At 43.8% G+C, this 24,358-nt stretch carries 17 protein-coding genes and 1 riboswitch; of the genes, 9 read left to right on the plus strand and 8 right to left on the minus strand.

Annotated elements, in window-relative coordinates:
• Positions 1-100 precede the first annotated feature (100 nt).
• The 4 genes from topA to K08M4_RS05420 all read left to right on the plus strand — a co-directional run bounded on the left by topA (position 101) and on the right by K08M4_RS05420 (position 7,037).
• Positions 101-2,731: a type I DNA topoisomerase gene (gene topA, locus K08M4_RS05405; RefSeq protein WP_086049111.1), complete on the plus strand. Its 2,631-nt coding sequence runs from the start codon at positions 101-103 to the stop codon at positions 2,729-2,731.
• A 551-nt stretch (positions 2,732-3,282) separates the two neighbouring features.
• Positions 3,283-4,512: a glucose-1-phosphate adenylyltransferase gene (glgC, locus tag K08M4_RS05410; protein ID WP_086049112.1), complete on the plus strand. Its 1,230-nt coding sequence runs from the start codon at positions 3,283-3,285 to the stop codon at positions 4,510-4,512.
• On the plus strand, positions 4,502-5,956 hold the full coding sequence (glgA, locus tag K08M4_RS05415; RefSeq protein ID WP_086049113.1) for a glycogen synthase GlgA: 1,455 nt from the start codon (positions 4,502-4,504) through the stop codon (positions 5,954-5,956). The genes glgC and glgA overlap by 11 nt, the downstream gene beginning before the upstream one ends.
• A gap of 283 nt (positions 5,957-6,239) precedes the next feature.
• Positions 6,240-7,037: an alpha/beta fold hydrolase gene (locus tag K08M4_RS05420; protein WP_086049114.1), complete on the plus strand. Its 798-nt coding sequence runs from the start codon at positions 6,240-6,242 to the stop codon at positions 7,035-7,037.
• Positions 7,038-7,147: 110 nt separating this feature from the next.
• Here K08M4_RS05420 and K08M4_RS05425 read toward each other — a convergent pair whose 3' ends face one another.
• From K08M4_RS05425 to torD, 5 genes are all read right to left on the minus strand, one after another.
• A complete protein-coding gene (locus tag K08M4_RS05425; RefSeq protein WP_086049115.1) occupies positions 7,148-7,465 on the minus strand; it encodes a putative signal transducing protein in 318 nt (105 codons plus the stop codon).
• A 63-nt stretch (positions 7,466-7,528) separates the two neighbouring features.
• Positions 7,529-8,209, minus strand: a complete 681-nt coding sequence (locus tag K08M4_RS05430; RefSeq protein ID WP_009846351.1) for a TVP38/TMEM64 family protein — start codon at positions 8,207-8,209, stop codon at positions 7,529-7,531.
• 154 nt (positions 8,210-8,363) lie between these two features.
• Complete coding sequence (locus K08M4_RS05435; RefSeq protein ID WP_086049116.1) at positions 8,364-8,954, minus strand: TfoX/Sxy family DNA transformation protein; 591 nt, start codon at positions 8,952-8,954, stop codon at positions 8,364-8,366.
• A 127-nt stretch (positions 8,955-9,081) separates the two neighbouring features.
• Positions 9,082-9,167: riboswitch (cyclic di-GMP riboswitch) on the minus strand.
• Positions 9,168-9,337: 170 nt separating this feature from the next.
• On the minus strand, positions 9,338-10,342 hold the full coding sequence (gene purR / locus K08M4_RS05440; protein ID WP_086049117.1) for an HTH-type transcriptional repressor PurR: 1,005 nt from the start codon (positions 10,340-10,342) through the stop codon (positions 9,338-9,340).
• Between the two features lie 316 nt (positions 10,343-10,658).
• On the minus strand, positions 10,659-11,306 hold the full coding sequence (gene torD, locus K08M4_RS05445) for a molecular chaperone TorD (RefSeq protein WP_086049118.1): 648 nt from the start codon (positions 11,304-11,306) through the stop codon (positions 10,659-10,661).
• 287 nt (positions 11,307-11,593) lie between these two features.
• Here torD and torR point away from each other — a divergent pair, with 287 nt between their 5' ends.
• Positions 11,594-12,307, plus strand: coding sequence for a two-component system response regulator TorR (gene torR, locus K08M4_RS05450; protein WP_086049119.1), 714 nt, complete (start codon positions 11,594-11,596; stop codon positions 12,305-12,307).
• 92 nt (positions 12,308-12,399) lie between these two features.
• On the opposite strand, the gene elyC is transcribed toward torR, so the two are convergent.
• Positions 12,400-13,206, minus strand: a complete 807-nt coding sequence (gene elyC, locus K08M4_RS05455) for an envelope biogenesis factor ElyC (RefSeq protein WP_086049120.1) — start codon at positions 13,204-13,206, stop codon at positions 12,400-12,402.
• 115 nt (positions 13,207-13,321) lie between these two features.
• Here elyC and cmoM point away from each other — a divergent pair, with 115 nt between their 5' ends.
• The 4 genes from cmoM to mukB all read left to right on the plus strand — a co-directional run bounded on the left by cmoM (position 13,322) and on the right by mukB (position 20,802).
• On the plus strand, positions 13,322-14,107 hold the full coding sequence (cmoM, locus tag K08M4_RS05460) for a tRNA uridine 5-oxyacetic acid(34) methyltransferase CmoM (protein WP_086049121.1): 786 nt from the start codon (positions 13,322-13,324) through the stop codon (positions 14,105-14,107).
• Positions 14,108-14,232: 125 nt separating this feature from the next.
• Positions 14,233-15,570 carry a chromosome partition protein MukF gene (gene mukF / locus K08M4_RS05465; protein ID WP_086049122.1) on the plus strand — a complete coding sequence of 446 codons (1,338 nt, stop codon included), beginning with the start codon at positions 14,233-14,235 and terminating at the stop codon, positions 15,568-15,570.
• Positions 15,551-16,351, plus strand: coding sequence for a chromosome partition protein MukE (mukE, locus tag K08M4_RS05470; protein WP_086049123.1), 801 nt, complete (start codon positions 15,551-15,553; stop codon positions 16,349-16,351). Before mukF ends, mukE begins: the two co-directional genes overlap by 20 nt.
• On the plus strand, positions 16,348-20,802 hold the full coding sequence (gene mukB, locus K08M4_RS05475; protein WP_086049124.1) for a chromosome partition protein MukB: 4,455 nt from the start codon (positions 16,348-16,350) through the stop codon (positions 20,800-20,802). Before mukE ends, mukB begins: the two co-directional genes overlap by 4 nt.
• 337 nt (positions 20,803-21,139) lie before the next feature.
• Here mukB and K08M4_RS05480 read toward each other — a convergent pair whose 3' ends face one another.
• Together K08M4_RS05480 and K08M4_RS05485 are read right to left on the minus strand one after the other, a co-directional pair.
• The gene (locus K08M4_RS05480) at positions 21,140-23,032 is read right to left on the minus strand and encodes a methyl-accepting chemotaxis protein (RefSeq protein ID WP_086049125.1); all 1,893 of its coding nucleotides are present in this window, start codon (positions 23,030-23,032) and stop codon (positions 21,140-21,142) included.
• Positions 23,033-23,396: 364 nt separating this feature from the next.
• Positions 23,397-24,356 carry an alpha-L-glutamate ligase-like protein gene (locus K08M4_RS05485; protein WP_086049126.1) on the minus strand — a complete coding sequence of 320 codons (960 nt, stop codon included), beginning with the start codon at positions 24,354-24,356 and terminating at the stop codon, positions 23,397-23,399.
• Between the last annotated feature and the right edge of the window lie 2 nt (positions 24,357-24,358).

The raw sequence follows: 24,358 nt of genomic DNA on the forward strand, positions 1-24,358 counted from the left end.
TAGTAAAAAAAGAAGCAATGAATTTAGAATATCATGCGTAAAAGCCCACAAGCTAAATTGTTGGTGCTGAAGCATCGTGATTAAGGACGTTAGAGTCAATATGGGTAAATCGCTCGTTATAGTGGAGTCGCCAGCCAAGGCTAAAACTATCAATAAATATCTTGGCAAAGACTTTGTCGTTAAGTCGAGTGTAGGTCACGTTCGTGATTTACCAACGGCGGGTCAAAGTACTGGTCAAAAGGCTGCTGCAGTTTCAACCAAGGGTATGAGCCCAGAAGATAAAGCTCGTATCAAGAAAGAAAAAGATCGCAAAGCTCTGATTAAAAAGATGGGTATCAACCCATATCAAGAGTGGGAAGCGAACTACCAAATTCTACCTGGTAAAGAAAAAGTCGTTGCTGAATTGCAAAAACTGGCTGAGAACGCAGACCATGTTTATCTCGCAACCGATTTGGACCGCGAAGGAGAAGCTATCGCATGGCACCTTCGTGAGATCATCGGTGGTGATGAAACGCGATACAAACGAGTGGTTTTTAACGAAATCACTAAAAATGCTATTCAGCAAGCTTTCGAAACTCCAGGTGAGCTAAATATCGACGGCGTAAACGCACAACAAGCACGACGTTTTATGGACCGTGTTGTTGGCTTTATGGTGTCACCACTGCTTTGGAAAAAAGTAGCACGAGGCCTATCCGCTGGCCGTGTTCAATCTGTAGCTGTAAAACTACTGGTTGAACGTGAGCGCGAGATCAACGCTTTTATCCCTGAAGAGTTCTGGGATGTGCATGCTGATACCAAAACGGCAGAGAAAACAGATTTCAGACTGCAAGTTGCTCAAAAAGACGGTGTTGCGTTTAAACCTGATAATGAAGCGCAAACACAAGCTGCAGTAAGCGTTTTAGAAAAAGCGCAATACGAAGTATGTAAACGTGAAGACCGCCCAACTAAGAGTAAGCCGTCTGCACCTTACATCACGTCGACTCTGCAACAAGCGGCGAGTACACGTCTTGGTTACGGCGTAAAGAAAACCATGATGTTGGCTCAACGTTTGTATGAAGCGGGTTACATCACTTATATGCGTACTGACTCAACCAACTTGAGTTCAGAAGCTGTAGAAGCCGCACGTGAATACATTGGTTCTGAGTTTGGCGCACAATACCTTCCACCGAAGGCGCTTGTATACGGCAGCAAAGAGGGCGCACAAGAGGCTCACGAAGCGATTCGTCCTTCAAGTGTCGATGTTAAGTCAGAAGACCTAAACGGCGTAGACGCAGACGCACACAAGCTTTACTCGCTGATTTGGAATCAATTTGTTGCATGTCAAATGACACCTGCGCAGTACGATTCAACGACGGTAAGCGTTAAAGCTGATGAGTACACGTTAAAAGCGAAAGGTCGTATTCTTAAATTTGATGGTTGGACTCGCGTTCAACGTCCAATGGGTAAAAATGAAGATACGATTCTTCCTGCTGTACAGGTTGGTGAAAAGCTAGACCTAATCGCATTAGACCCTAAACAGCACTTCACTAAGCCGCCGGCCCGTTTTACTGAAGCTGCGCTAGTTAAAGAGCTTGAGAAGCGTGGTATTGGTCGCCCTTCAACGTACGCATCAATCATCTCTACGATTCAAGACCGTGGTTATGTAAAAGTTGAACAGCGTCGTTTCTATGCTGAGAAGATGGGTGAAATTGTTACTGACCGTCTAGATGGCAGTTTCAATGATCTAATGAACTATGACTTTACGGCTCGTATGGAGCAGAAGTTAGACCAAATTGCAGAAGGCGAAGCAAGCTGGAAAGGCGTGCTAGATAACTTCTTCGAAGACTTTACTGGCGATTTGGAAAAAGCGGATTTAGACGAAGACGCTGGTGGCATGAAGCCAAATCATATCGTAGAAACCGATATTGAGTGTCCAACTTGTAGCCGTAAAATGGGTATTCGTACGGCTTCGACAGGCGTATTCCTGGGTTGTTCTGGTTATGCACTTCCACCAAAAGAGCGTTGTAAGACAACAATCAACCTTGGTGATGAAGAAGGTATTATCAACGTTCTTGAAGAAGACGTTGAAACCGCAGCACTTCGAGCGAAAAAGCGTTGTCCGATTTGTGAAACGGCAATGGATGCTTATCTGATAGATGATAAGCGTAAGATGCACGTGTGTGGTAACAACCCTAACTGTGAAGGTTATGTGGTTGAACACGGCGAATTCAAAGTGAAAGGCTATGATGGTCCGCTTGTTGAGTGTGACAAATGTAGTTCTGACATGGTTTTGAAGAATGGTCGTTTCGGTAAATACATGGACTGTACGAGTGAAGATTGTAAGAACACTCGTAAGATTCTGAAGAATGGCGAAGTAGCGCCACCTAAAGAAGACCCAGTGCATTTCCCTGAACTCCCATGTGAAAATTCAGATGCATACTTCGTACTTCGTGATGGGGCTTCTGGTTTGTTTATGGCCGCGAGTAATTTCCCTAAATCACGTGAAACACGTGCACCATTAGTGGAAGAACTGGTTCGTTTTAAAGACCGTATTTCACCTAAATTCCAGTATCTGACATCAGCACCGGTTGCTGATCCTGATGGCAAGCCGACAGTCGTTCGTTTTAGTCGTAAGACAAAAGAAAACTACGTTCGTACCGAAGTGGACGGTAAACCTTCAGGTTGGACCGCTTTGTACATCGACGGTAAGTGGGAAGTTACGGATAAACGTAAAAAGCCTAAAGAGAAGTAACTGAATGTGTGACCCGATCTGATATGGGTTGGCATTTTATTGATGAAAAAGCAGCCATTAGGCTGCTTTTTTTGATCTAAATATGACTAATTATGCTGTCTCTCGATCGTCGGCCTTACCTGTGTCTATTTGTTAAATTCAGGTCATGAAATAAATGAAATGGATAATAATCTTTAATTATGCAACTTTAACGAGAATGTAACTTAATTCAAATATTGTAACTCAAAGATCAGTGTTTAGTTGTATACCTGATGTGTGACGGGTGTTAATGTAATGTTTCGCCCGAACGGTGTAGTGTGAGCTGCTTTAAGTCTTAGGAAAGCAATCAGCTTACATAGCACAGAATGGCGTATTAAAAATTGAAATCGACCGAAAAGTCGATAACGTATATAAAACCAAGTGCAAAGAATAGTGCACGCATAACAACGTTTGGCTTAGGATATTGTCACTGTATGTGAATGAATATTCGTTAAGTACCGAAATAAGTGTTAGTGCTCATCCCCCAGAGGAAGACACCTCTACGAGTACTGACATCGACAAGCTATAGATATATGGAGAATAAAATGGCTGGTGTATTGGGAATGATTCTTGCTGGTGGTGAAGGCTCTCGCTTAAGACCTTTGACTGAATCTCGCAGCAAACCCTCGGTTCCTTTCGGTGGTAGTTACCGCTTAATTGATTTCGCTTTGAACAACTTCGTTAATGCTGATCTTATGAAGATCTACGTATTAACACAATTTAAGTCACAATCTCTGTTCCACCACATGAAAAAAGGTTGGAATATCAGTGGCATCACAGATCGTTTTATCGACCCAATTCCTGCGCAAATGCGTAAAGGAAAGCGTTGGTATGAAGGCACAGCAGATGCTATCTACCAAAATATGGGCTTTATGGAGCGGGAAGAACCTGATCAAGTCTGTATTTTTGGTTCTGACCATATCTATAAAATGGACATCAAACAAATGCTTGATTTCCATAAAGAAAAGAAAGCAGCGTTAACCGTCTCTGCACTGCGAATGCCGCTTGCTGAAGCATCAGAGTTCGGTGTTATCGAGGTGGATGCTGACGGCCGTATGATTGGCTTTGAAGAGAAACCTGCAAATCCGAAGTCGATTCCGGGCGATCCAGAATCAGCGCTCGTTTCAATGGGCAACTACGTGTTCGAAGCGAAAGAGCTTTTTGCTGAACTAACGGAAGATGCTGATAGAGAAGGTTCGACACACGATTTCGGCAAAGACATTATTCCAAACATGTTCCCACGTGGTGATGTGTTTGTTTATGATTTCAGCACCAACCGTATTACTGGTGAGAAAGAAGAAGTTTACTGGCGCGATGTAGGTACGATTGACGCGTACTGGCAAGCGCACATGGACCTTCTTAAGAAAGATGCGCCATTCTCGCTATACAACCGTAAATGGCCGCTACACACTTATTACCCGCCACTACCACCCGCTACGTTTACTGATTCGGCAAATGGTCGAATTCAGATCATTGATAGCCTTGTGTGTAGCGGTAGTTATGTACGTGGTTCGCGTATTGAAAAGAGTGTATTGGGCTTCCGCAGCAATATCGCATCAGCGTGTGATATTAGCGAAAGTATCTTACTCGGTGATGTAAAAGTGGGTGAGGGTTGTATCCTGCGCCGCGTTATCATTGATAAAGATGCAGATATCGCACCGGGTACACAGATTGGTGTGAATCTGACAGAAGACAAAAAGCATTACCACGTATCTGACGATGGTGTTGTAGTGATTTCTAAAGGAGCACGAGTTGGTTACTAAGACTCTCTCGGTACTTTTTGTAGCGTCTGAAGTTGAAGGCTTGATCAAAAGTGGTGGCTTGGCTGACGTAGCCAAGGCACTGCCAAAAGCGTTACAAACACTCGAACAAGATGTTCGAGTGACCATCCCTGCTTATAGAAACATTCCGAACATTGGTTCTGCTGAAGTTATTTTGTCAACCGAGCTCGATCATTGGCCTCACACTGCTTATCAAGTCAAAAAGTTGAGTGTCGAAGGTGTTCAAGTCTTCGCTATTGAATGTGCCAAGTATTTCGACCGCCCTGAAATGTACGCAGAGAACAATCAAGCGTATGCCGATAACGGAGAGCGCTTCTCGTTCTTCAGTACGGCTTGTTTGGATATGCTTCCTAAGCTCGCGTTCCAACCTGATATCATTCATGCAAATGACTGGCACACAGGTTTTGTGCCTTTCTTGCTTAAATCACGTTATCAACAACACGATTTCTTTGAAAATACGCGCAGTGTTATCTCGATTCACAACGCAGTTTTCAAAGGTGTGTTCGCATACGATGAACTGCAGTTTCTACCAGAAATGCATAGCTACAATGTGCCTGAAGCTTCAGTGAGTGACACGCATGTCACTATGCTGAGAGCCGGCGTGATGTGTGCTGATAAGGTCAATGCAGTAAGCCCAACCTACGCAGAAGAGCTGAAAACGGAGTTAGGTAGCCATGGCATGGCAGCAGAGTTCCAACATCGTTCGGCAGACTTATTTGGAATTCTCAACGGTTGTGATTACGGAGCTTGGAACCCGGAAACAGACGCTTTCCTTCCTCGTAAATTCAAAGCGACGAAACACAGCATGACTCGTGGGAAATCAGCTTGTAAGCAAAAACTGCAACAAGATGTTGGCTTACCCGTTACCGATTGTGCGGTTTATGGCATGGTTTGCCGTCTGACCAACCAAAAAGGCGTTCATTACTTACTGCCGATCATCGAGCAGTTTTTGAAAAACGATCTTCAGATCGTGATTGTCGGTACTGGTGATCCGGTTTTGGCGAGTCAATTGAAAGAGTTATCCGCACTTCATTCAGACAAGTTTTCATTCGTAGAAGCCTACAATAATGAGCTGGCGCATTTGGTTGAAGCGGGTTCTGATTTCTTCTTGATGCCTTCTGAATTTGAGCCTTGTGGCTTGAACCAAATCTACAGCATGGCTTACGGCACTTTACCGATTGTGCGCTCTGTCGGGGGGTTAAAGGATAGCGTCAATGACTACGATCAGGATCCCGAGATAGCGACCGGCTTTGCTTTTGAAGAGCCAACACCGCAAGCATTACTAGCGGTATTACATCGTTCATTACTACTTTATGCACAAAATCCATCTGAAATTAAGCGCGTTCAGCTTTACGCGATGCAGCAAGATTTTAGTTGGGAGGATGCAGCAAAAGAATATCTTACGATGTACCATTCTGCATTTTAACGTGTTGACTTAGCTTTAAAATTCAGTTGTTGAATAACAACAGCTCATAATAAAAGAAGGCGCTCTGATAGTAGAGTGCCTTTTTGTTTTCTGGTCAGATCACATCACGTTTACGAAGAGAAAGCTTGCAAACTCATTTTAGTCAGGTAGAAAAGGTGGTCAGGTATTCACATGACTAGTGTTGGGTTTGACACTATTATCACTTAAAATTCTTAATTGCGTGATATCCTTAGTCATCGCCTTGTGATGAGGCTTAGCTCCATAAATAAATTAAGCGATAGGTATGTCTGAGAGTTTATTATTTCATAAAACATTTACTCACCCTACGAGCGATGAGTGGGTTGTGTTTGTGCATGGCGCCGGAGGCAGTTCCTCCATTTGGTTTAAGCAGATCAAAGCCTATAAACAGCATTTCAACTTGCTTCTCATTGACTTGAGAGGGCATGGTAAATCAGACAATATACTTAAAGATCTGATTTCGAACCGTTATACGTTCAAATCAGTAACGCTCGATATACTTAAAGTGTTAGATCATCTAAAAATCCGATCCGCACACTTTGTAGGCATGTCTTTGGGTACGATTATCGTTCGCAACGTGGCTGAATTGGCGGCAAGCCGAGTACGTTCGATGGTGCTTGGTGGTGCCGTTACTAAACTTAACACTCGTTCTCAAGTCTTAATCAAATTAGGAAACTTGAGTAAGCACATCATTCCTTATATGTGGTTATATAGCCTTTTTGCTTATGTTGTGATGCCGCAAAAAAGTCAGAAAGAATCACGTCACCTATTTATCCGCGAAGCTAAAAAGCTGTGCCAAAAAGAATTTAAACGCTGGTTTATCCTAACTGCTGATGTAAACCCTCTTATGAAGTACTTCAAAGATAGAGAGTTGCCGATCCCAACCCTTTATTTGATGGGAGAACGTGACTACATGTTCATCAAGCCCGTAAAAGAGATGGTTGCAGCGCACGAGTCGAGTGAGTTAGTGGAAATAGCGAATTGCGGACATGTGTGTAATGTAGAAAACCCTGAAGAGTTCAACCAACGCTCTATCGCGTTTATTCAAAAGCAAATTCAGTGATTCTCTAGATCCTTGATCAGAACATACTTGAATAGAATTGAAATAAAAACGGGAAGCTAATAATAGCTTCCCGTTTTTATTTTGAGGGAGGAGTATCGTTCGTTATGTTTTTATTCTGGTGATGCAGCACCGCACTGCCAACAAGACCCGAATTGTGCTTCATTGATTTCATGACACTCACCACAACGCCACTCTTCATAGATGATCGAATCTTGCTGTTTTTGGTAGTCATTGACGATCGTACGGGCTTTGTTAGCGAGCTCTGGCTCATATAACCATACGTAAGGGTCTGTATCTTCAGTAAATGGGATTTCCCCTTTTAAACCAAACAAACCCTCACCACGGACTTCACACGCAATATTCTCACTTTCTAACAATCCACAGATGATATGAGCTTCTGTCGGATTCGATGCACTGAAGATTTTCATTGAAATAGAACCTTATTTGGCTGCATGCATTATTTAGCTATATAAGTTATTTAGTTATATTCGTTACTCAGCGACAGGTGCTGAGCGAAATTTATTCATCAACCATTTGGCAATAATTGGGAACACACCCAGTAAGGCAAATGACAACAGTACTGAGGGAGACACGATACCCGAAAGTGAATCAATTTCTGCGAGTTGAGTTCCGGCATTCAAGAAAACGGCAGTACCCGGCAACATCCCGATTTGACTTGTAATGTAGTAACGACTAACCGACATCGGTGTTAGACCCATCAACAGATTAATAAGGAAGAATGGGAACACGGGAATTAGACGCAGAGAAAACAAGTAAAATGCGCCATCTTTTTCAACGCCTTTATTGATGGTGGCTAACTTGTCACCAAACTTGGTTTGGATCCAGTCACGTAACAAGTAACGGCTACTTAAGAAGGCGAGGGTTGCACCAATGGCACTTGCAAAGGACACCAGTAGTAAACTGTTCCAGAAACCAAACAGCGCAGCGCCTAACAGCGTAACAACGGCAGCGCCAGGAATTGAGAAAGCCGTAATCATGACATAAGCGACAAAGTAGATAGCGGCAGCGGCAATGAAATTGCTCTCGATGTAGTCATTCAAAACAGCTTGTTGGGCTTTCGCATTTTCAAGCGTTAAGTACTGGCCGAAATTGACGCCTAACAAGACGATGGTTATGACCAACACAATACCCAATATCATTTTTTTACTCATTGATACTTCCTCTAAATTTTCAATGCATACCATTAGTTTTTCAATGTATACCATTAGTATAGATAGACAGGCAAAGCATAGAATAACTTTCACCAGATATAAAAAAAGCCGCAAAAATGCGGCTTAATTATCTAGATAGTTTGCACTGACAATGTTAATTGACGTGATTGATAAGCTCTTCACGACGTTGCTGCGGTATAACAGACCAATGTGTACCATTGATCGCGCCTTCTAGCGCCCATAACAGTTCAATACTGACAGAAGACGCATGCGATTCTTTGATGGCGTTAAATGCGTTTACAGAGCCAGATTCATATAAACGTTCTACAGAATCGATCCCTGCCTTTTTCAACATCCGCTCGGTGGCGAGTCGAAGGTTAGGCAGATCTTTGAGTCGAGTTGGTTTAGCAGAAGATTGTTCAGCTTTCTCTTCTTTAGCAAAACCTAGAGACGTAGTCGCAAGCTGCAAGATTTTCTCTTGGTCTTGCCATAAGCCTTCAGGTAAAGCGAAATATTTAGTAACGACAGGAAAACCACGTTTTTTGTAGACGTATGGTTGAAATCCTTGTTGTTCGAATTGTTGCGTTGTGCATTTGTCAGATCGTATATGCAACTGGTCATTCACAACCAGGGCAAACATTGTGTCATCAGCAAAAAGCCCGAATCCACCAAACATTGAGCGTGACTTAATTTTTCCTAGGGGCTCAAATAATTTCATTGAGTCCTTTAGTATCGGTTTATCCATGTTATTTATCTCGGTGTATTTGAACTACGCCACCAAATAAGCAGGTCCGAGAGATTAGCAAAATGTTGCAATTAAATTGTCAATAGGCTGTAAATTACTAAAGTATTAGCAGTTACTGCATTTTGCCATCGGTAACCCCGCTACCATACCAACGAGTGGTTTAGGCCGGAAGCTTTGCGTCCCACTTTTTCAAGTGGTTTGCCCTGTGCGTGACTGGGTTATTAGAATAAAGTTTTTGTTGAATTAGGCTCACACTTCTTACTTGAAAATGTGATATTGCTTCAATTAATGATCTTCGAATTATGCATGCAAGTGCATTTTGTTTGTTGAGAAAAAAAACGCACCTAAAGGTGCGCTTGATTAAACTAAACTCATTACATCAATTAATTTAACGTTTTAACTGTACTTCGTTCAACAATTTCAGGGTGCATTTCGAAGACGCGTTTTTCGTGGTCTTTGTCTTTTATACGCTCTAGTAGTATTTCGAATGCATTTTTACCAACACGGCGCTTAGGTTGGTGAACCGTCGTTAACGGTGGAGAGAAGTATTCAGCCAATTCTATGTTGTCGTAACCGATCACTGAGATATCTTCAGGAATACGAATGCCTTTTTCTTGCAATCGGCTCATCAGTCCTAATGCCATCGTGTCGTTAAAACAGAATACAGCGGTAGGGCGATCTTCCATCTCAATGATTTGGTCAGCAGCAATCACAGCTGTGTCACATTCAAAGTTGCCTTCGATGATCATATTTTCATCGGCAGTAATCTTCGCTTCGTTGAGTGCGCGTTTGTAACCCGCGATGCGTTCAACACATGCCGCTTTGTCTAAGTGGCCACTTAAACAAGCAATCTTGGAGTGACCGTGCTCAATGAGGTACTTGGTCGCTAGGTAACCACCTTCCTCAGAGTTGTCGATGATCTTATCTGCTTGAGAACTCTCAGGGCCCCAATCCATAATTACTTTAGGGATGTCAGCGTGACGGTCTAACATGCCTCTCAGTTCTTCAGTTAGGTCAGAACACATAACTAAGATGCCATCTACACGTTTCTCTGCAAGCATTCGAATGTAGTCACGTTGCTTCTCATAGATACCGCCCGTATTACACAGGATCAAAGTGTAACCTTGACGGTAGCAGTAGCTTTCAACACCATCGATAACTTCAGAGAAGAATAGGTTAGTTGATTGAGTAACTAGCATGCCGATAGTGCGGGTTGTATTGCACTTCAAACTACGAGCAACGGCACTTGGTGCATAGTTCAGTTCGTCTACGGCTTTATTTACTTTTTCTTGCGTCGCTTCTGCAACAAAGCGAGTTTTGTTGATTACGTGAGAAACGGTTGTTGTTGATACGCCTGCTAAGCGAGCGACATCTTTTATAGTGGCCATGGTTTTATCCTATTAGAAGCTACTTTCCCAAAGTACGGAATGAAGTAGCCGTTAAGCTACCTAACTAAGAGCTTAAATTTGTAGGGCTCTTTGGGTACTAAAGTGCTAAAAAACAAAAAACCGCTATTGAGCGGCTTGTCTTAACACCGAAATGCTCAAAACTATAATAAGCATAGCATTTCGTGAATGTTTCATATTTTATCGTTTGCGGTCACAATTTTAGACTGACTAGAAATTACTCGCAATAAAATTCACCCGGAAATCCGGGTGAATTGTCACATTCTTCTGAATTTATTTAACGAGTCATCCAATAAGCTTATTCACCAGCGAGGTATTGGGTGTCCAATTTGCAGAATGCAAGTAGCAGAGATGAGACTGAAGCGTAGAAACCGAATTCGTCAACGTCATGACATTTAACGTTGAACTTTGGTACCCAAGTAAGAAGTTGTTGTTCGATAAATTGCTGTTGAACAGCGAAGGATTTCTCTAGTTCTTCTTCAAGTTCAGTTTCGTTCGAACGAATGATGAGATTACCTAGGAAATCGAGTTCGATAGCAATGTGGTCAGCTGGCTCTTTCAGGTCTTGGTTAACCACCAAGTTGTGTTTAGCCATGATCTCTTCCATATCTTTTGCTGGCTTATCGTTCAAAAGGCCAGTCTGGCCGATATACATAGAAGCGTAAGGAAGTGCGCCATGTTTATCAGTCTTTAAGAATAAGTCACAGAAGTCAGCAGACAATTCTAATTGAGCATCTTCACGTGTTTGTAGACGGTTTAGCGCATCCACTAAGCTATCAATTGCCGGCTTTAGTGTTTCATTTTCGCCTAAACCAGTTAGGAAAGAACGAATTTCAACAGAGTGGTAGTGATCGAGTTCTTCTTGAGTGAGCTCTTTAGCGAACAAGCTTGATAGCCACCAGTATATTTCTGCTCGTTGTTCGTTGAATGCTTTCGTATCTTTCATTTCTTAGATCCTGATTTAGTCTTGTGGTGTGTGTATACCTAGCATCGTCGAGTGATTTGGGTATAGGCACACCAAGGCTGAATAACAAGGTTATTTGCGAAACGCAAAGTTACTCGTTAGTAGTAATGCCTATATTGAATTGCGATGGGCGACAAATAGCAAGGTTTAAGATTGTCTTGTATCAAAAAAAAATCATGTTTCTGGCTTTTATCTTCTGTAGTACTAGAATTGTTACGAGTTATGAATAGAATGGTCAATGAAACTATTAAATAAGAAAAGTGGTGTAGATGAGCTATCACGTATTAGTCGTAGAAGATGATGTGGTAACCCGCAGTAAACTGGTTGGATATTTCCAGAATGAAGGTTACACAGTGAGCGAAGCTGAAAGCGGTGCTCAAATGAGAAAAATGTTAGAAGAAAATAACGTTGACCTCATTATGTTAGACATCAACTTGCCAGGCGAAGATGGATTGATGCTAACTCGCGAATTACGCAGTCAATCAGACATTGGCATAATTTTAGTTACTGGACGCACGGATAGCATTGACAAGATCGTTGGCCTTGAAATGGGCGCTGATGATTACGTTACTAAACCTTTCGAACTTCGCGAGTTGTTGGTTCGAGTTAAAAACCTCTTGTGGCGCATTTCGGCGGCTCGTAAGACAGCAGCGGTTGCGGTAGAAGAAGCAGGAGACGAATCTGTGGTTCGTTTTGGTGAGTGGACGTTTGATATACCTCGCCGTGCATTAAGTAAGAATAACGAGCCGGTGAAATTGACCAAAGCGGAATATGAACTGTTGGTTGCGCTCTCTTCTTACCCTAACCAAGTTTTAAGTCGTGAACGTATCTTGAATATGATCAGCCATCGAGTGGACGCGCCGAATGACCGCACTATTGACGTGTTAATCCGTCGTATGCGTGCAAAAATGGAGTTTGACCCTAAAAACCCACAAATTTTTGTGACAGTTCACGGTGAAGGTTACATGTTTGCTGGTGACTAATTTCCCGTGGAAAGCTGGTTTCAGTAACGATACTTGAACGTAAAAAAAACCGAGACATCAATGATGCCTCGGTTTTTTTGTTACTGAACTTTTTAATTGTTTATCATCGGAGTACTGCTCTCGACAGGGTCATTACTTGTGTCTAGCCAATCTCGCAAGCTTTGCCAAACTAATCCCATCGTCTCATGCCAATAGCGCTCAGTCTGCTCGAGATAGATAGCCTTAGGCATGTACTTATTCCATGGTTCAACGATCCCTTCTTGTGCAAGGTAGTTGGTTGGAGCTGGTAATGGTTTCATGCCAGCGGCATTGAATTCATTAAGTGCGCGAGTCATATGGCTAGCTGATGTCACGAGCACCATTTTCTTATTCTTAACGAATGCAGCGGCTTGGCGAGCTTCTTCCCATGTATCTTTCGCGGTCTCAAGTAGAATGATGTCGGGTTTTGCCACGCCGAGTGCTAGCGCTACTTTAGCCATCATTTTTGCGTTGCTCACCTCAGTGCCTGCGCCATAACCAGACAAAATGAGTTTAGCTCCAGGGTAAAGACGTAAGATACGAATCCCTTCACTTAAGCGCATCAGACCGGTGCGGCTAAGTTCTGATGTTGGCGGGATTTGGTCATCAACAACGTGACCACTTCCAAGAACCATAATGTAATCGACGGTATCATCGATAGGTAAAAAAGCGGTGTGTTGCCTTTCCATTGGCATTAAAAGTTGACTAGAAACAGGCTGGAAAGCGATTAGGAAAATACCACAGAGGGCTGAGAGGGTAATTAGGCAACCTGTCTTCCGTTTTGCAGTAAACATCACTAGGGCTAAACCCAGAAAAGCGAGAATTAACATTGCTGGCAGTGGCATCAGTAACGAAGACACTACTTTTTTCAGCTCAAACATATCCGAATAGTCCGAAAAAACATCACTTAGTAGTAAAAAGAGACATCGCCTCTTTATTCCTGAAATTCCTGTGACAGAATAGCAGGCACGATAGGACATAATAACTCAAGTAGCCGTGACTGAAGACCGTAATTTCGACGATATTGCCCACAAATTTGCAAAAAACATATACGGCTCTGACAAAGGAGAGATCCGTCAGTGCATCGTATGGGAAGATTTAGAACAAGCTTTGAGCAAATTTGAGCAATCCGCTTCGCCGTTGCATGTGCTTGATGCCGGAGGTGGGCTTGCTCAAATGTCGCAAAAAATTGCGACACTAGGCCACAACGTTTCTCTGTGCGACCTCTCTTCTGAAATGTTGAAGCTAGCGGAAGAAAGCATCGCAGAAGCAGGTTTACTCGAGCAGTATCGTTTTATCCATTCTCCGGTACAAAAAGTGGCAGAGCATCTCGAAGAGAAAGTCGATTTTGTGATGTTTCATGCCGTAATGGAATGGTTAGCAGACCCTAAACAGGCGCTTGATTTGTTGTTGGAACAAGTAAAACCCGGTGGCATCGCCTCGATAATGTTTTACAACCACCATGGTTTAGTCCTGAAAAATGTGATTTGTGGCAACATTCCTCATGTATTGAATGGGATGCCACATCGAAAAAGGTTTAAGCTGCAACCACAAAAAGGCTTGAGGCCTGAAGAGGTTTATCAATGGATAGAAGACGCTGGTTTAGATATCTGTGGTAAATCAGGCATTCGCTCTTTCAGTGACTACATAGGTAATATGGAGTTCATGGGCGATTACCAGTTCGAAGATGTATTGGAACTAGAGAAACAGCTATGTCGCCAAGAGCCATACCTGTCACTAGGCCGTTATATTCACGTTTGGGCTCAAAAACCTGCGCAATAGCAGTGGTGAATGTGGTAAAAGAAGCCACAACATGCGCTATGCAATCGTAACAAGCCCGCGTCATAAAGAAATAGGCGTCATATCTAATACGTTCGATATGACGAAGAACAGTAACAGGAACCACAATGAGTGAAATGACTCAAACTGCCGAAGAGCAGCCAATTGATGAGTTGGTGGGCTGGGTCAAGCAGCATGATTTTTCATTAAACTTGCCACCAGAGCGCTTAGCATTTTTGATTGCTATCGCAGTACTAAGCAATGAAAGGTTCGATGAAGAGTTGGGCGAAGGTGAACTGCACGATGCATTTACCATTGTCACTCGACTGTTTGAAGATACTGGCGAAGCGTCTGCGTTTCGTGCCAACAATGCCATCAATGAGCTAGTTAAACAGAAGTTGATCAGCCGCTTTACCAGTGAAATCACCGATGGTGCGAGCATCTACCGCTTATCACCGTTGGCCGTTGGTATCTCTGATTATTACTTACGTCACCGTCAGTTCTCTAAATTAAAACTGTCTATTCAGCTTTCTATGGTTGCCGATGAGATGGCAAAAGCCATTGAAGCTGCGCAGAAGGGCGGAACTCCGGGGCATTGGAAAAAGAACGTTTACGGCGTGCTCAAATATTCAGTTGGTGAAATTTTCGATCAGATTGATCTTAACCAACGTGTTATGGATGAGCAGCAACAAACCGTTAAGCAGCAAATTGCCGACCTATTAAATAAGGACTGGCGAGAAGCGATCAATAACTGTGAGTCTTTGCTATCGGAAACCTCAGCCACGCTAAAAGAATTGCAAGACACCTTGCAAGCGGCTGGTGACGAACTGCAAACACAGATTCTCGATATTCAAGAAATTGTTTACGGTGACGATGAACTCGAGTTCGTTGGCGAAACCCTGTTCGGTTTGCAAATGAAGCTTGACCGAATCACCAGTTGGGGTCAGCAAGCAATCGACTTGTGGATCGGCTACGACCGCCACGTTCACAAATTTATCCGTACCGCTATCGATATGGATAAAAACCGTGCCTTTAGCCAACGCTTGCGTCAGTCAGTCACTGACTACTTTGATGCGCCATGGTTATTGACCTATGCAGACGCAGAAAAACTTACGGATCTTCGTGATGAAGCACTTGTGCTCCGTGATGACGAAGTGATGGGGCAAGCGCCAATCGACGTAGAATACGAAGAATTTGAGCAAGTGAACGATCTACTTTCAGAACGAATCGCAGATATGTTGAAAGCTCACAAACAGCAAGGCGCGCCAATTGATCTTGGCCTTGTGCTACGCGATTACCTCGCAGCACACCCTCGCACACACCATTTTGATTTAGCCAGAATTGTTGTCGACCAAGCCGTGCGCTTAGGTTACTCAGAGTCTGACTATCAGGCTATTCAGCCGGATTGGCAGGCAATCAACGATTTCGGTGCAAAGGTACAAGCAAATGTCATTAACAAGTACTGATGATTACATGCCAGAGAAACTGGTAAAAGCGATAGCGAACCCATTGTTTCCTGCGCTAGATAGCATGTTGCGTTCAGGCAAGCATGTTTCAACGGAAGACCTCGATAACCATGCGTTGCTTTCTGATTTTGAAGTTGAGCTTCAGCATTTTTATCAACGCTACAATACGGAACTGGTAAAAGCGCCTGAAGGTTTCTTCTATCTGCGCCCGCGTTCTACGTCTTTAATTGGCCGTAGTGTTTTGTCTGAGCTCGACATGCTAGTTGGCAAAGTATTGTGTTTCTTATACCTAAGCCCAGAGCGTTTGGCTCATGAAGGCATATTCAGCAATCAAGAGTTGTTTGATGAACTGATGTCGTTAGCGGATGAGAAAAAACTCATGAAGCTAGCAACCAACCGTGCGTCTGGTTCTGACTTAGATAAAGAAAAGCTGTTTGAAAAAGTACGTACTTCTTTACGCCGTTTGCGTCGTATCGGCATGCTGATCGTGATTGGTGAAACAGGTAAATTCCGTATCAGCGAAGCGGTGTTCCGTTTTGGTGCGGACGTTCGTGTTGGCGATGATATGAAAGAAGCACAATTACGTCTTATTCGCGATGGTGAAGCCGTGGTTCATACACAAGAGCCAAACCAAGGCAGCTTGCTAAATGAAGAGCAGGCAGAAGCTGCATTAGAACTAGACGTAGACGAAAACGGTCAGCAAGACATTTTTAACGATCAAGCCGACTTTGATGACCAATCAAACCTTGGCGAACAGAACAAAGTAGAAGGTGATGCATGATTGAAAGAGGTAAGTATCAATCATTAACCATGATCAACTGGAACGGCTTCTTTGCGCGTACTTTTGATATTGATGGATTGGTTACAACGCTTTCTGGCGGTAACGGTGCGGGTAAGTCGACCACAATGGCGGCATTCATCACCGCACTTATTCCAGACCAAAGCCTTCTGCACTTCCGTAACACAACGGAAGCGGGTAGTTCGCAGTCTTCTCGTGACAAAGGTCTTTACGGTAAGCTTCAACCTGGCGCATGTTATGCCGCGCTAGATGTGGTGAACTCTCGTAATCAACGCCTATTGTTTGCGGTAAAACTGCAGCAAGTTGCGGGTCGTGATAAGAAAGTAGACATCAAACCATTTGTTATCCAAGGCCTTCCAAGCCACGTGAAACCAACGGATGTATTGATTCAGAACGTTTCAGACAGCCACGCACGTGTATGTCAGTTGAGCGACGTGAAAGCGGCGGTTGCACAATACGAAGGCGCGCATTTTAAAGCATTTTCTTCGATTGTTGATTACCACTCACAGATGTTTGAATACGGTGTGGTTCCAAAGAAACTGCGTAACAGCAGTGACCGTTCTAAGTTCTACCGTTTGATTGAAGCATCGCTTTACGGCGGTATCTCAAGTGCGATTACACGTTCTCTGCGTGATTACCTTCTGCCGCAAAATGGCGGTGTGAAGAAAGCATTCCAAGATATGGAATCAGCACTGCGTGAAAACCGCATGACGCTAGAAGCGATCAAAACGACTCAGTCGGATCGTGACCTGTTCAAGCACTTGATCACTGAATCTACGAATTACGTGGCAGCAGATTACATGCGCCATGCCAACGATCGTCGTAACAAGCTTGATCAAACAATGAAGTTCCGTGGCGAACTGTTTGGTTCTCGTGAAACCTTGCTTGATCAAAACAACTTGTTGAACCGCGTTCAAGAAGAGCTTGAGCTGTTGGTCGATCAAGAATCGGCATTAGAGCAAGACTATCAAGCGGCTTCGGATCATCTTCAATTGGTTCAAACAGCACTTCGTCAGCAAGAGAAAATCGCTCGTTACAGCGAAGATCTAGAAGAGCTTAATGAACGTCTAGAAGAGCAGATGATGGTGGTTGAAGAAGCTCAAGAGCGAGTACTTCTTGCTGAAGAACAGGCAACCATAACTGAAGAAGAAGTGGATAGCCTGAAAACTCAGCTTGCTGACTACCAACAAGCGTTGGATGTTCAGCAGACTCGTGCGCTTCAATACCAGCAAGCGGTTCAAGCACTAGAGAAAACTAAGCAACTACTTGGTGATGAGTCTATTACGGCAGAAAGCGCATTAACTCTGGTTTCTGAGCTAAAAGCACAAGAAGAATCAAGCACTCAAACGCTACTGTCTACTAAACATAAGCTAGACATGTCTTCTGCTGCGTCTGCACAGTTCGACAAAGCACTGTCTCTTGTTAAAAGCATCGTTGGTGATGTTGAGCGTAAAGACGCTTCTCACAGCGCTAAACAAGCGTTAGAGAAAGGCCGTAACGCAAAACACGTTGTTGAAAATGAACAGCAATGGCGTGCGCAGCACCGCGACATGGCGCGTGATGTGGCACAGCAGCGTCAAGCAAAAGAGCTGGCGACTGAATACCAAAAGCAACACAACATCTCACTGACTGACGAAGCGGTTTTCGATGAAGAACGTGAACGCCATGCTATGCAGATCGAGTCTCTTGAGTACGCTCAAGAAGAGCTGCGTGAAGCGAAGAGTGAGCAACGTCGTGTACAACAAAACCATGACCAAGAGATTCAAAAACTCGAGGCTATTGCTCCTGCGTGGATTACAGCTAATGACGCACTTGAAGCACTCAGAGATCAAACAGACGCTGAGCTAGAAGATAGCCAAGCAGTTATGACTCAAATGCAGCAAGTGCTTGAAAACGAGAAATCTCAAGCGGTAGCAAAAGATCAGTTGGCAACGCGCCGAGCTGAGCTTGAGCAAGAAATTGAACGTTTAGCGTCTCCAGGTGGCTCTAACGATCCTCGCTTGAAGGGCTTAGCGGATACACTGGGTGGCGTGCTGCTTTCTGAGATCTACGATGACATTACCATTGGTGATGCACCGTACTTTAGTGCGATGTATGGCCCAGCTCGTCACGCAATTGTGGTTTCGGACCTTGATGGCATTAAAGAGAAGCTGGTGGATCTCGATGATTGTCCAGAAGACCTTTACATCCTAGAAGGCGATGTAGACGCGTTTGATGATAGCTCATTCAATGCCGATGAGCTTGAAGGTGCGGTCTGTGTTCAGTTAAACGATCGTCAAATGCGTTACTCGCGCTTCCCTGAGATTCCATTGTTTGGTCGTGCGGCTCGTGAGCAACGATTAGAGAAATTACGCGAAGAGCGTGATGTTGTTGTGGAAAACCATGCGAAAGCGGCGTTTGATGCACAAAAGCTGAATCGCCTATACCAAGCGTTCAACAACTTTGTAGCTAAGCACCTACACGTTGCTTTTAACGCCGATCCTGAACAGGCGCTAGTGTCTATTCGCGATAAGCGTAACCAAATTGTTCGTTCTCTGGCAGAGCTAGACTCTAAAGAGCAGCAGCAACGTAGCCAACTTCTGCAAAGCAAGCAGGCACTCGGTGCGCTAGATAAATTAGCACCAATGGTTCGTATTTTAGAAGACGAAACATTGGCTGAGCGCTTAGCTGAATTAGAAGCACAACTTGAGCGTTTAAGCGAAGCTAAGTCTTACTTGAATACTCATGGCAAAGCGCTTACTTCACTAGAGCAAATTGTATCAGCACTCGATGCTGACCCAGAACAGTTCGAGGCACTAGAAGCACAATACCAACACGCTGACCAAGCTCTACAAAGCTTGAAAGGTAAAGTGTTTGCTCTGTCTGACTTAATCGAACGTCGTCACTACTTTGCTTACGCGGATTCTGTAGACCTGCTTAACAAGAGCAGCGAACTGAGTGAGCAATTGAAAGCGAAGTTGGTTCAAGCAGAACAAGCAAGAACCAAAGGCCGTGATGGCTTGAAGCAAGCTCGTGAACAGATGAACCAGTACAACCAAGTATTGGCAGCACTGAAGAGCTCACATCAAGCGAAACAAGAAACGGTTCAAGAGTTCAAACAAGAGCTACAAGAGTTTGGCGTCAATGCTGATGAAGGCGCTGAAGAGCGCGCTGTGCGTCGTCGTGACGAGCTTCAAGAGCGTCTACACACATCTCGCAGCCGTAAGAGTGAATACGAGCGTACGATTACGTCAACAGAACTTGAGATGAAAGCCCTGGCTAAGCGTCTTAAGAAAGTTCAGAAAGAGTACACCGAGCTTCGTACCTTCGTTGTTGCAGCAAAAGCCGGCTGGTGTTCAGTACTTCGTTTAGCTCGTGAGAATGACGTGGAACGTCGTCTTCATAAGCGTGAATTGGCTTACCTAACGGCGGGCGAACTTCGCTCAATGTCAGATAAATCACTAGGTGCGCTGCGTTTGGCTGTGGCTGACAATGACGACCTGCGTGATTCGCTGCGTCTATCTGAAGACAATGCACATCCAGAGCGTAAGGTTCTGTTCTACATTGCGGTTTACCAGCACCTTCGTGAGCGTATTCGCCAAGACATTATTCATACGGATGATCCGGTTGAAGCAATAGAAGAGATGGAAGTTGAGCTCGCTCGACTAACAGAAGAACTGACGCAGCGTGAAAACCGCCTGGCGATTAGCTCTGAGTCAGTAGCAAGTATCATCAAGAAAACGATTCAGCGCGAGCAGAACCGTATTCGAATGCTCAACCAAGGTCTGTCTAACATCTACTTTGGTCAGGTCAAGGGCGTACGTCTGAACGTTAAGATCCGTGAAAGCCATGAGATTTTGCTATCAGGGTTAGCGACTCAACAAGAGCAACACAAAGACTTGTTTGAATCAACGCGCTTTACCTTCTCAGAAGCGATGGCGAAGTTGTTCCAACGAGTGAACCCGCATATCGATATGGGTCAACGTTCTCCACAAGTTCTGGGTGAAGAGTTACTCGATTACCGTAACTACCTAGAGCTGAGTGTTGAAGTTAACCGTGGTTCAGATGGTTGGTTACAAGCGGAATCGGGTGCACTGTCTACGGGTGAAGCGATCGGTACGGGTCAATCTATCCTATTGATGGTTATCCAGAGCTGGGAAGAGGAGTCTCGTCGACTTCGTAGTAAAGACATTGTGCCATGTCGCTTGTTGTTCCTTGATGAAGCAGCACGTCTGGATTCTAAGTCGATTTCTACGCTGTTTGAACTGTGTGACCGTTTAGGTATGCAACTTCTGATTGCTGCGCCAGAAAATATTAGCCCAGAGAAAGGCACAACCTACAAACTGGTTCGTAAGGTCTTCAAAGATCACGAACATGTACACGTTGTTGGTCTGCGTGGTTTTGCTCAAAACAAACCAGTATCACCGGTTCAAGAGCTTATCGAAACACCTTAAAGCCGTAACCTTTCTACCGTAAATTAATGGCCTCGAAGTACTTACTTCGGGGCTTTTTTTGTTTGGTAGCTTCACGGCTCTGGTTATTCTTTTGGTGAGGGTGAGGGTGAGGGTGAGGGTGAGGGTGAGGGTGAGGGTGAGGGTTAGGGTGGTATTCCTGAGCTATTTATAATCACTGACTGTGATTGGCATGATTCAAACAGAGCTTATTACCATATAAAAAACCGCCTTCTCAGAAGAGAAGGCGGTTTTTACTTACGTTATCTTTTTTCAAGCCGAAGGTTTTGATACTTAGGCTTTAACGTATAGGTTGTCGGTACGTTTAGCTTATCTAAGATTAGATTTTAAACATCTTTATCGTTTGATGCAGTTCGTCCGAAACATTATTAACATTTTGCGCTGTTTGAACATTTTGCTGGACGTCATCGACAGTCGCTCGCGCCAAATCATTTACATTCACTACATTTTCGTTGATTTCAACGGCCACTTGCGATTGTTCTTCTGCTGCAGCGGCAATCTGGTTGTTCATATCTTGAATGTTGCCAATTTCGAGCTGAATAGTATTCAGCATTTCACTCGCTTGATCTGACTTCTCACGGGTCGCTTTAGCTGTCTCTGCGTTTTCAACCATAAGCTCAACAGATTGTTTTGCTTGAGTTTGAAGTGATGAAATCATGGTTTGTATTTCGTTCGTGCTTTCTTGTGTTTTGTTAGCGAGGTTACGCACCTCGTCAGCCACGACGGCGAAGCCACGACCTTGCTCACCAGCACGAGCGGCTTCAATTGCTGCGTTTAAAGCCAGCAAGTTTGTTTGCTCTGCAATACCTCGAATAACATCAAGTATGCTACCTACATTTTGGGTTTCTTTTTCTACCCCAAGAATCGATTCTTGAACCTGCTCAATATTCGTTACAAGTAAGCTGATTTGTTGGTTCATGTCACCCACAGTCTCAAGGCCTGACTGAGATGAAAGGCTTGCCTCATTGGATGATGATGAAGCCTGCATCGCATTTTGAGCGACTTCAGCGACAGTTGCGGTCATCTGATTCATCGCGGTTGCAACTTGTTCCAGCTGCATCATTTGTTCTTCTGATGAGGTGCTTAACTGATTTGACGAGGTCTCAAGAGATGAGGATTGTGATGAGAGAGAGTTTGAAGACTGCTCAATATTGCCAATAATGCCTTGGAGGTTACCTGCCATTTCAAGAGTTGAACGGTAGATCCCCGTTTCATCACCATTTAACTTAGGGATATTGGTCAGGTCTCCTGACGAAATTCGACTAACAAGAGCTTCGATGTATTGTGGTTCCCCACCAATAGGGCGATACATCAGTTGTGTCACCAACCAGAATGTAATACCTGTTCCTAAACACGCAAAAATGAGACCAACAATCGTATTGATTTTCACCATGGCGTTTGAAGGCGCTTCAATGTCGTCCCAACTTGCCCAAGCCCAAATGTTCCAGCCTAACGACTCAATTTGAGACGAAACGACATAAAAGTCGCCTTTATCTGGAACATTGTAAGAGTGCTCACTGGTCATCTTACTCGCGTGTTCACGATAGGAAGGTCGCAGGTCATAGATATTTTCACCAATAAAATCTTCATAGCTAGCGGCAACAAGGAAACCATCTTGGCGAGAGACAAATAAGTTTGGCTCTTCAGATAACTCATTTATGTAGTCCGTAATATCACTCATTTTAAGACTAAGGCCGATAACGGCTTTCGTTTCGCCTCTGGCTTTAAAAGGAATAACAACCGACATGGTCAAATGCCCTGTCGTTGCAAGATAAGGGTTGGTTACGGAACGTTTTGCTCCTGAAAAACCAAGGTTGAACCATTCGCGTTGTTTTTGCTTAGCATTAAAATTAGGAATGATACCTTGATTTTTAACGTCGTAAGTTTTGCCATCAGGAAGACCGATGTAAATATTAAGAACACCAAGAGATTCTTTACTGTTCGTCATCATTTTCAACAGCATCGGGTTGATCATGATGTTACCGGATCTATCAGTGTGGATACTGGTTGAAATGCTTTCCAAAGCGCCGAAATACGCTTCCATTTTCCCTTCGACAGCTTTGGCTACAAGAAACGATTTCGTAGACAAGTTATGACGGTAGTCATCCGTAGTGGCAGACTTAAATTCGAAATATCCTATCGTAGATATAACTAAAATCGTTAAACAGATTAGGCCGCTAATTGTTAGCATAATCTTATTTTTGACGGTCATCAGAGCATTTCCTTAACAGTTATTGCTTATTTTATTGACTAAATTATCTGTATGCTAACATAGGGTTACAATTTATTTGTTGGTCGTTTTGTAAGGGAAAGTCGTTACAAATAGGCTGTGTGAATACTTATGCGTGGGATTTACAGTGAATAGGGTATCTACACAAATTTGATGGGTTTTAATTGATTTTTATGGTACGTATTTTTCTACTTCCTAGGCGGAATTAGCACAAATAAGTACCTTTTTATCTATTTTTGGCGCGAATATGTTGCTGAGGTAAGTGTATAGAAAGGGTTGGGATGTAAGGGGAAATAACCCCAAACACCCCAAATTTTGGCCTAAAACTTGAGTGACAAAATTTTGACTACTTGTGACCGAACTGTTTTGCAGCGTAAGCAACACGCTCCGCAGGTTTTGGATATTCAGCAGGCGTGCCAAGGTTTTCAATATGATGCAGTCTAGGAAGTAGCCCCGCGCCGTTCGCGATTTGGATAGCTAAACCAGGTCGAGCATTAAGTTCTAGTACCATAGGGCCTTCTTCTTGGTCTAATACCATGTCAGTACCCATATAGCCTAAGCCCGTCATTTCCCAAGCACTTGATGCTAGAGTTAACAGCTTTTCCCAGTGAGGAACTTGTAATAACGCGAGTTCTTTACCCGTATCTGGATGGTGTGTAACAGGCTGATCGAACTGAACCGCTCGAACCGCTTTACCTGTCGCAATGTCTATACCCACACCAACAGCACCTTGGTGCAAGTTAGCTTTACCATCTGAATCTGAAGTGGACAGACGCATCATCGCCATCACAGGGTAGCCTTTAAATACGATGATTCGTACATCTGGCACGCCTTCGTAACTGAAGCCTTCGAAACACTCGTCAAACTTGATGAGGTTTTCAACTACAGCTACGTCGTTCTTACCACCTAGTGAGAAAAGACCGGCTAGAGCATTACTGATGTGACGCTCTACGTCTTCTTCGTTAATGGTTGAGCCCGATGGTTTGGTGTAAACCCCATCTTTATGTGAGACCACAACAAGGATGCCTTTACCGCCACTTCCTTGCGCTGGCTTAATAACAAAGCCAGGCCACTCTTTAACCATCTTGTGGATTGCTTTTACTTCAGCTTGGTGGCTAATAACGCCAATAAGTTTTGGCACGGTGGCACCAGCCTGTTCAGCAATAATCTTAGTCTTAAGCTTGTCATCAACGAGTGGATACTTGGAACGATCATTATAGCGACCAATATAACTATGGTTGCGCTTGTTCATTCCCATTATGCCTTTGTCTTTCAACTTAAACGGTGAAGTAAATTGATCAAACATAA

Source organism: Vibrio syngnathi, from assembly GCF_002119525.1.
Taxonomy (GTDB): domain Bacteria; phylum Pseudomonadota; class Gammaproteobacteria; order Enterobacterales; family Vibrionaceae; genus Vibrio; species Vibrio syngnathi.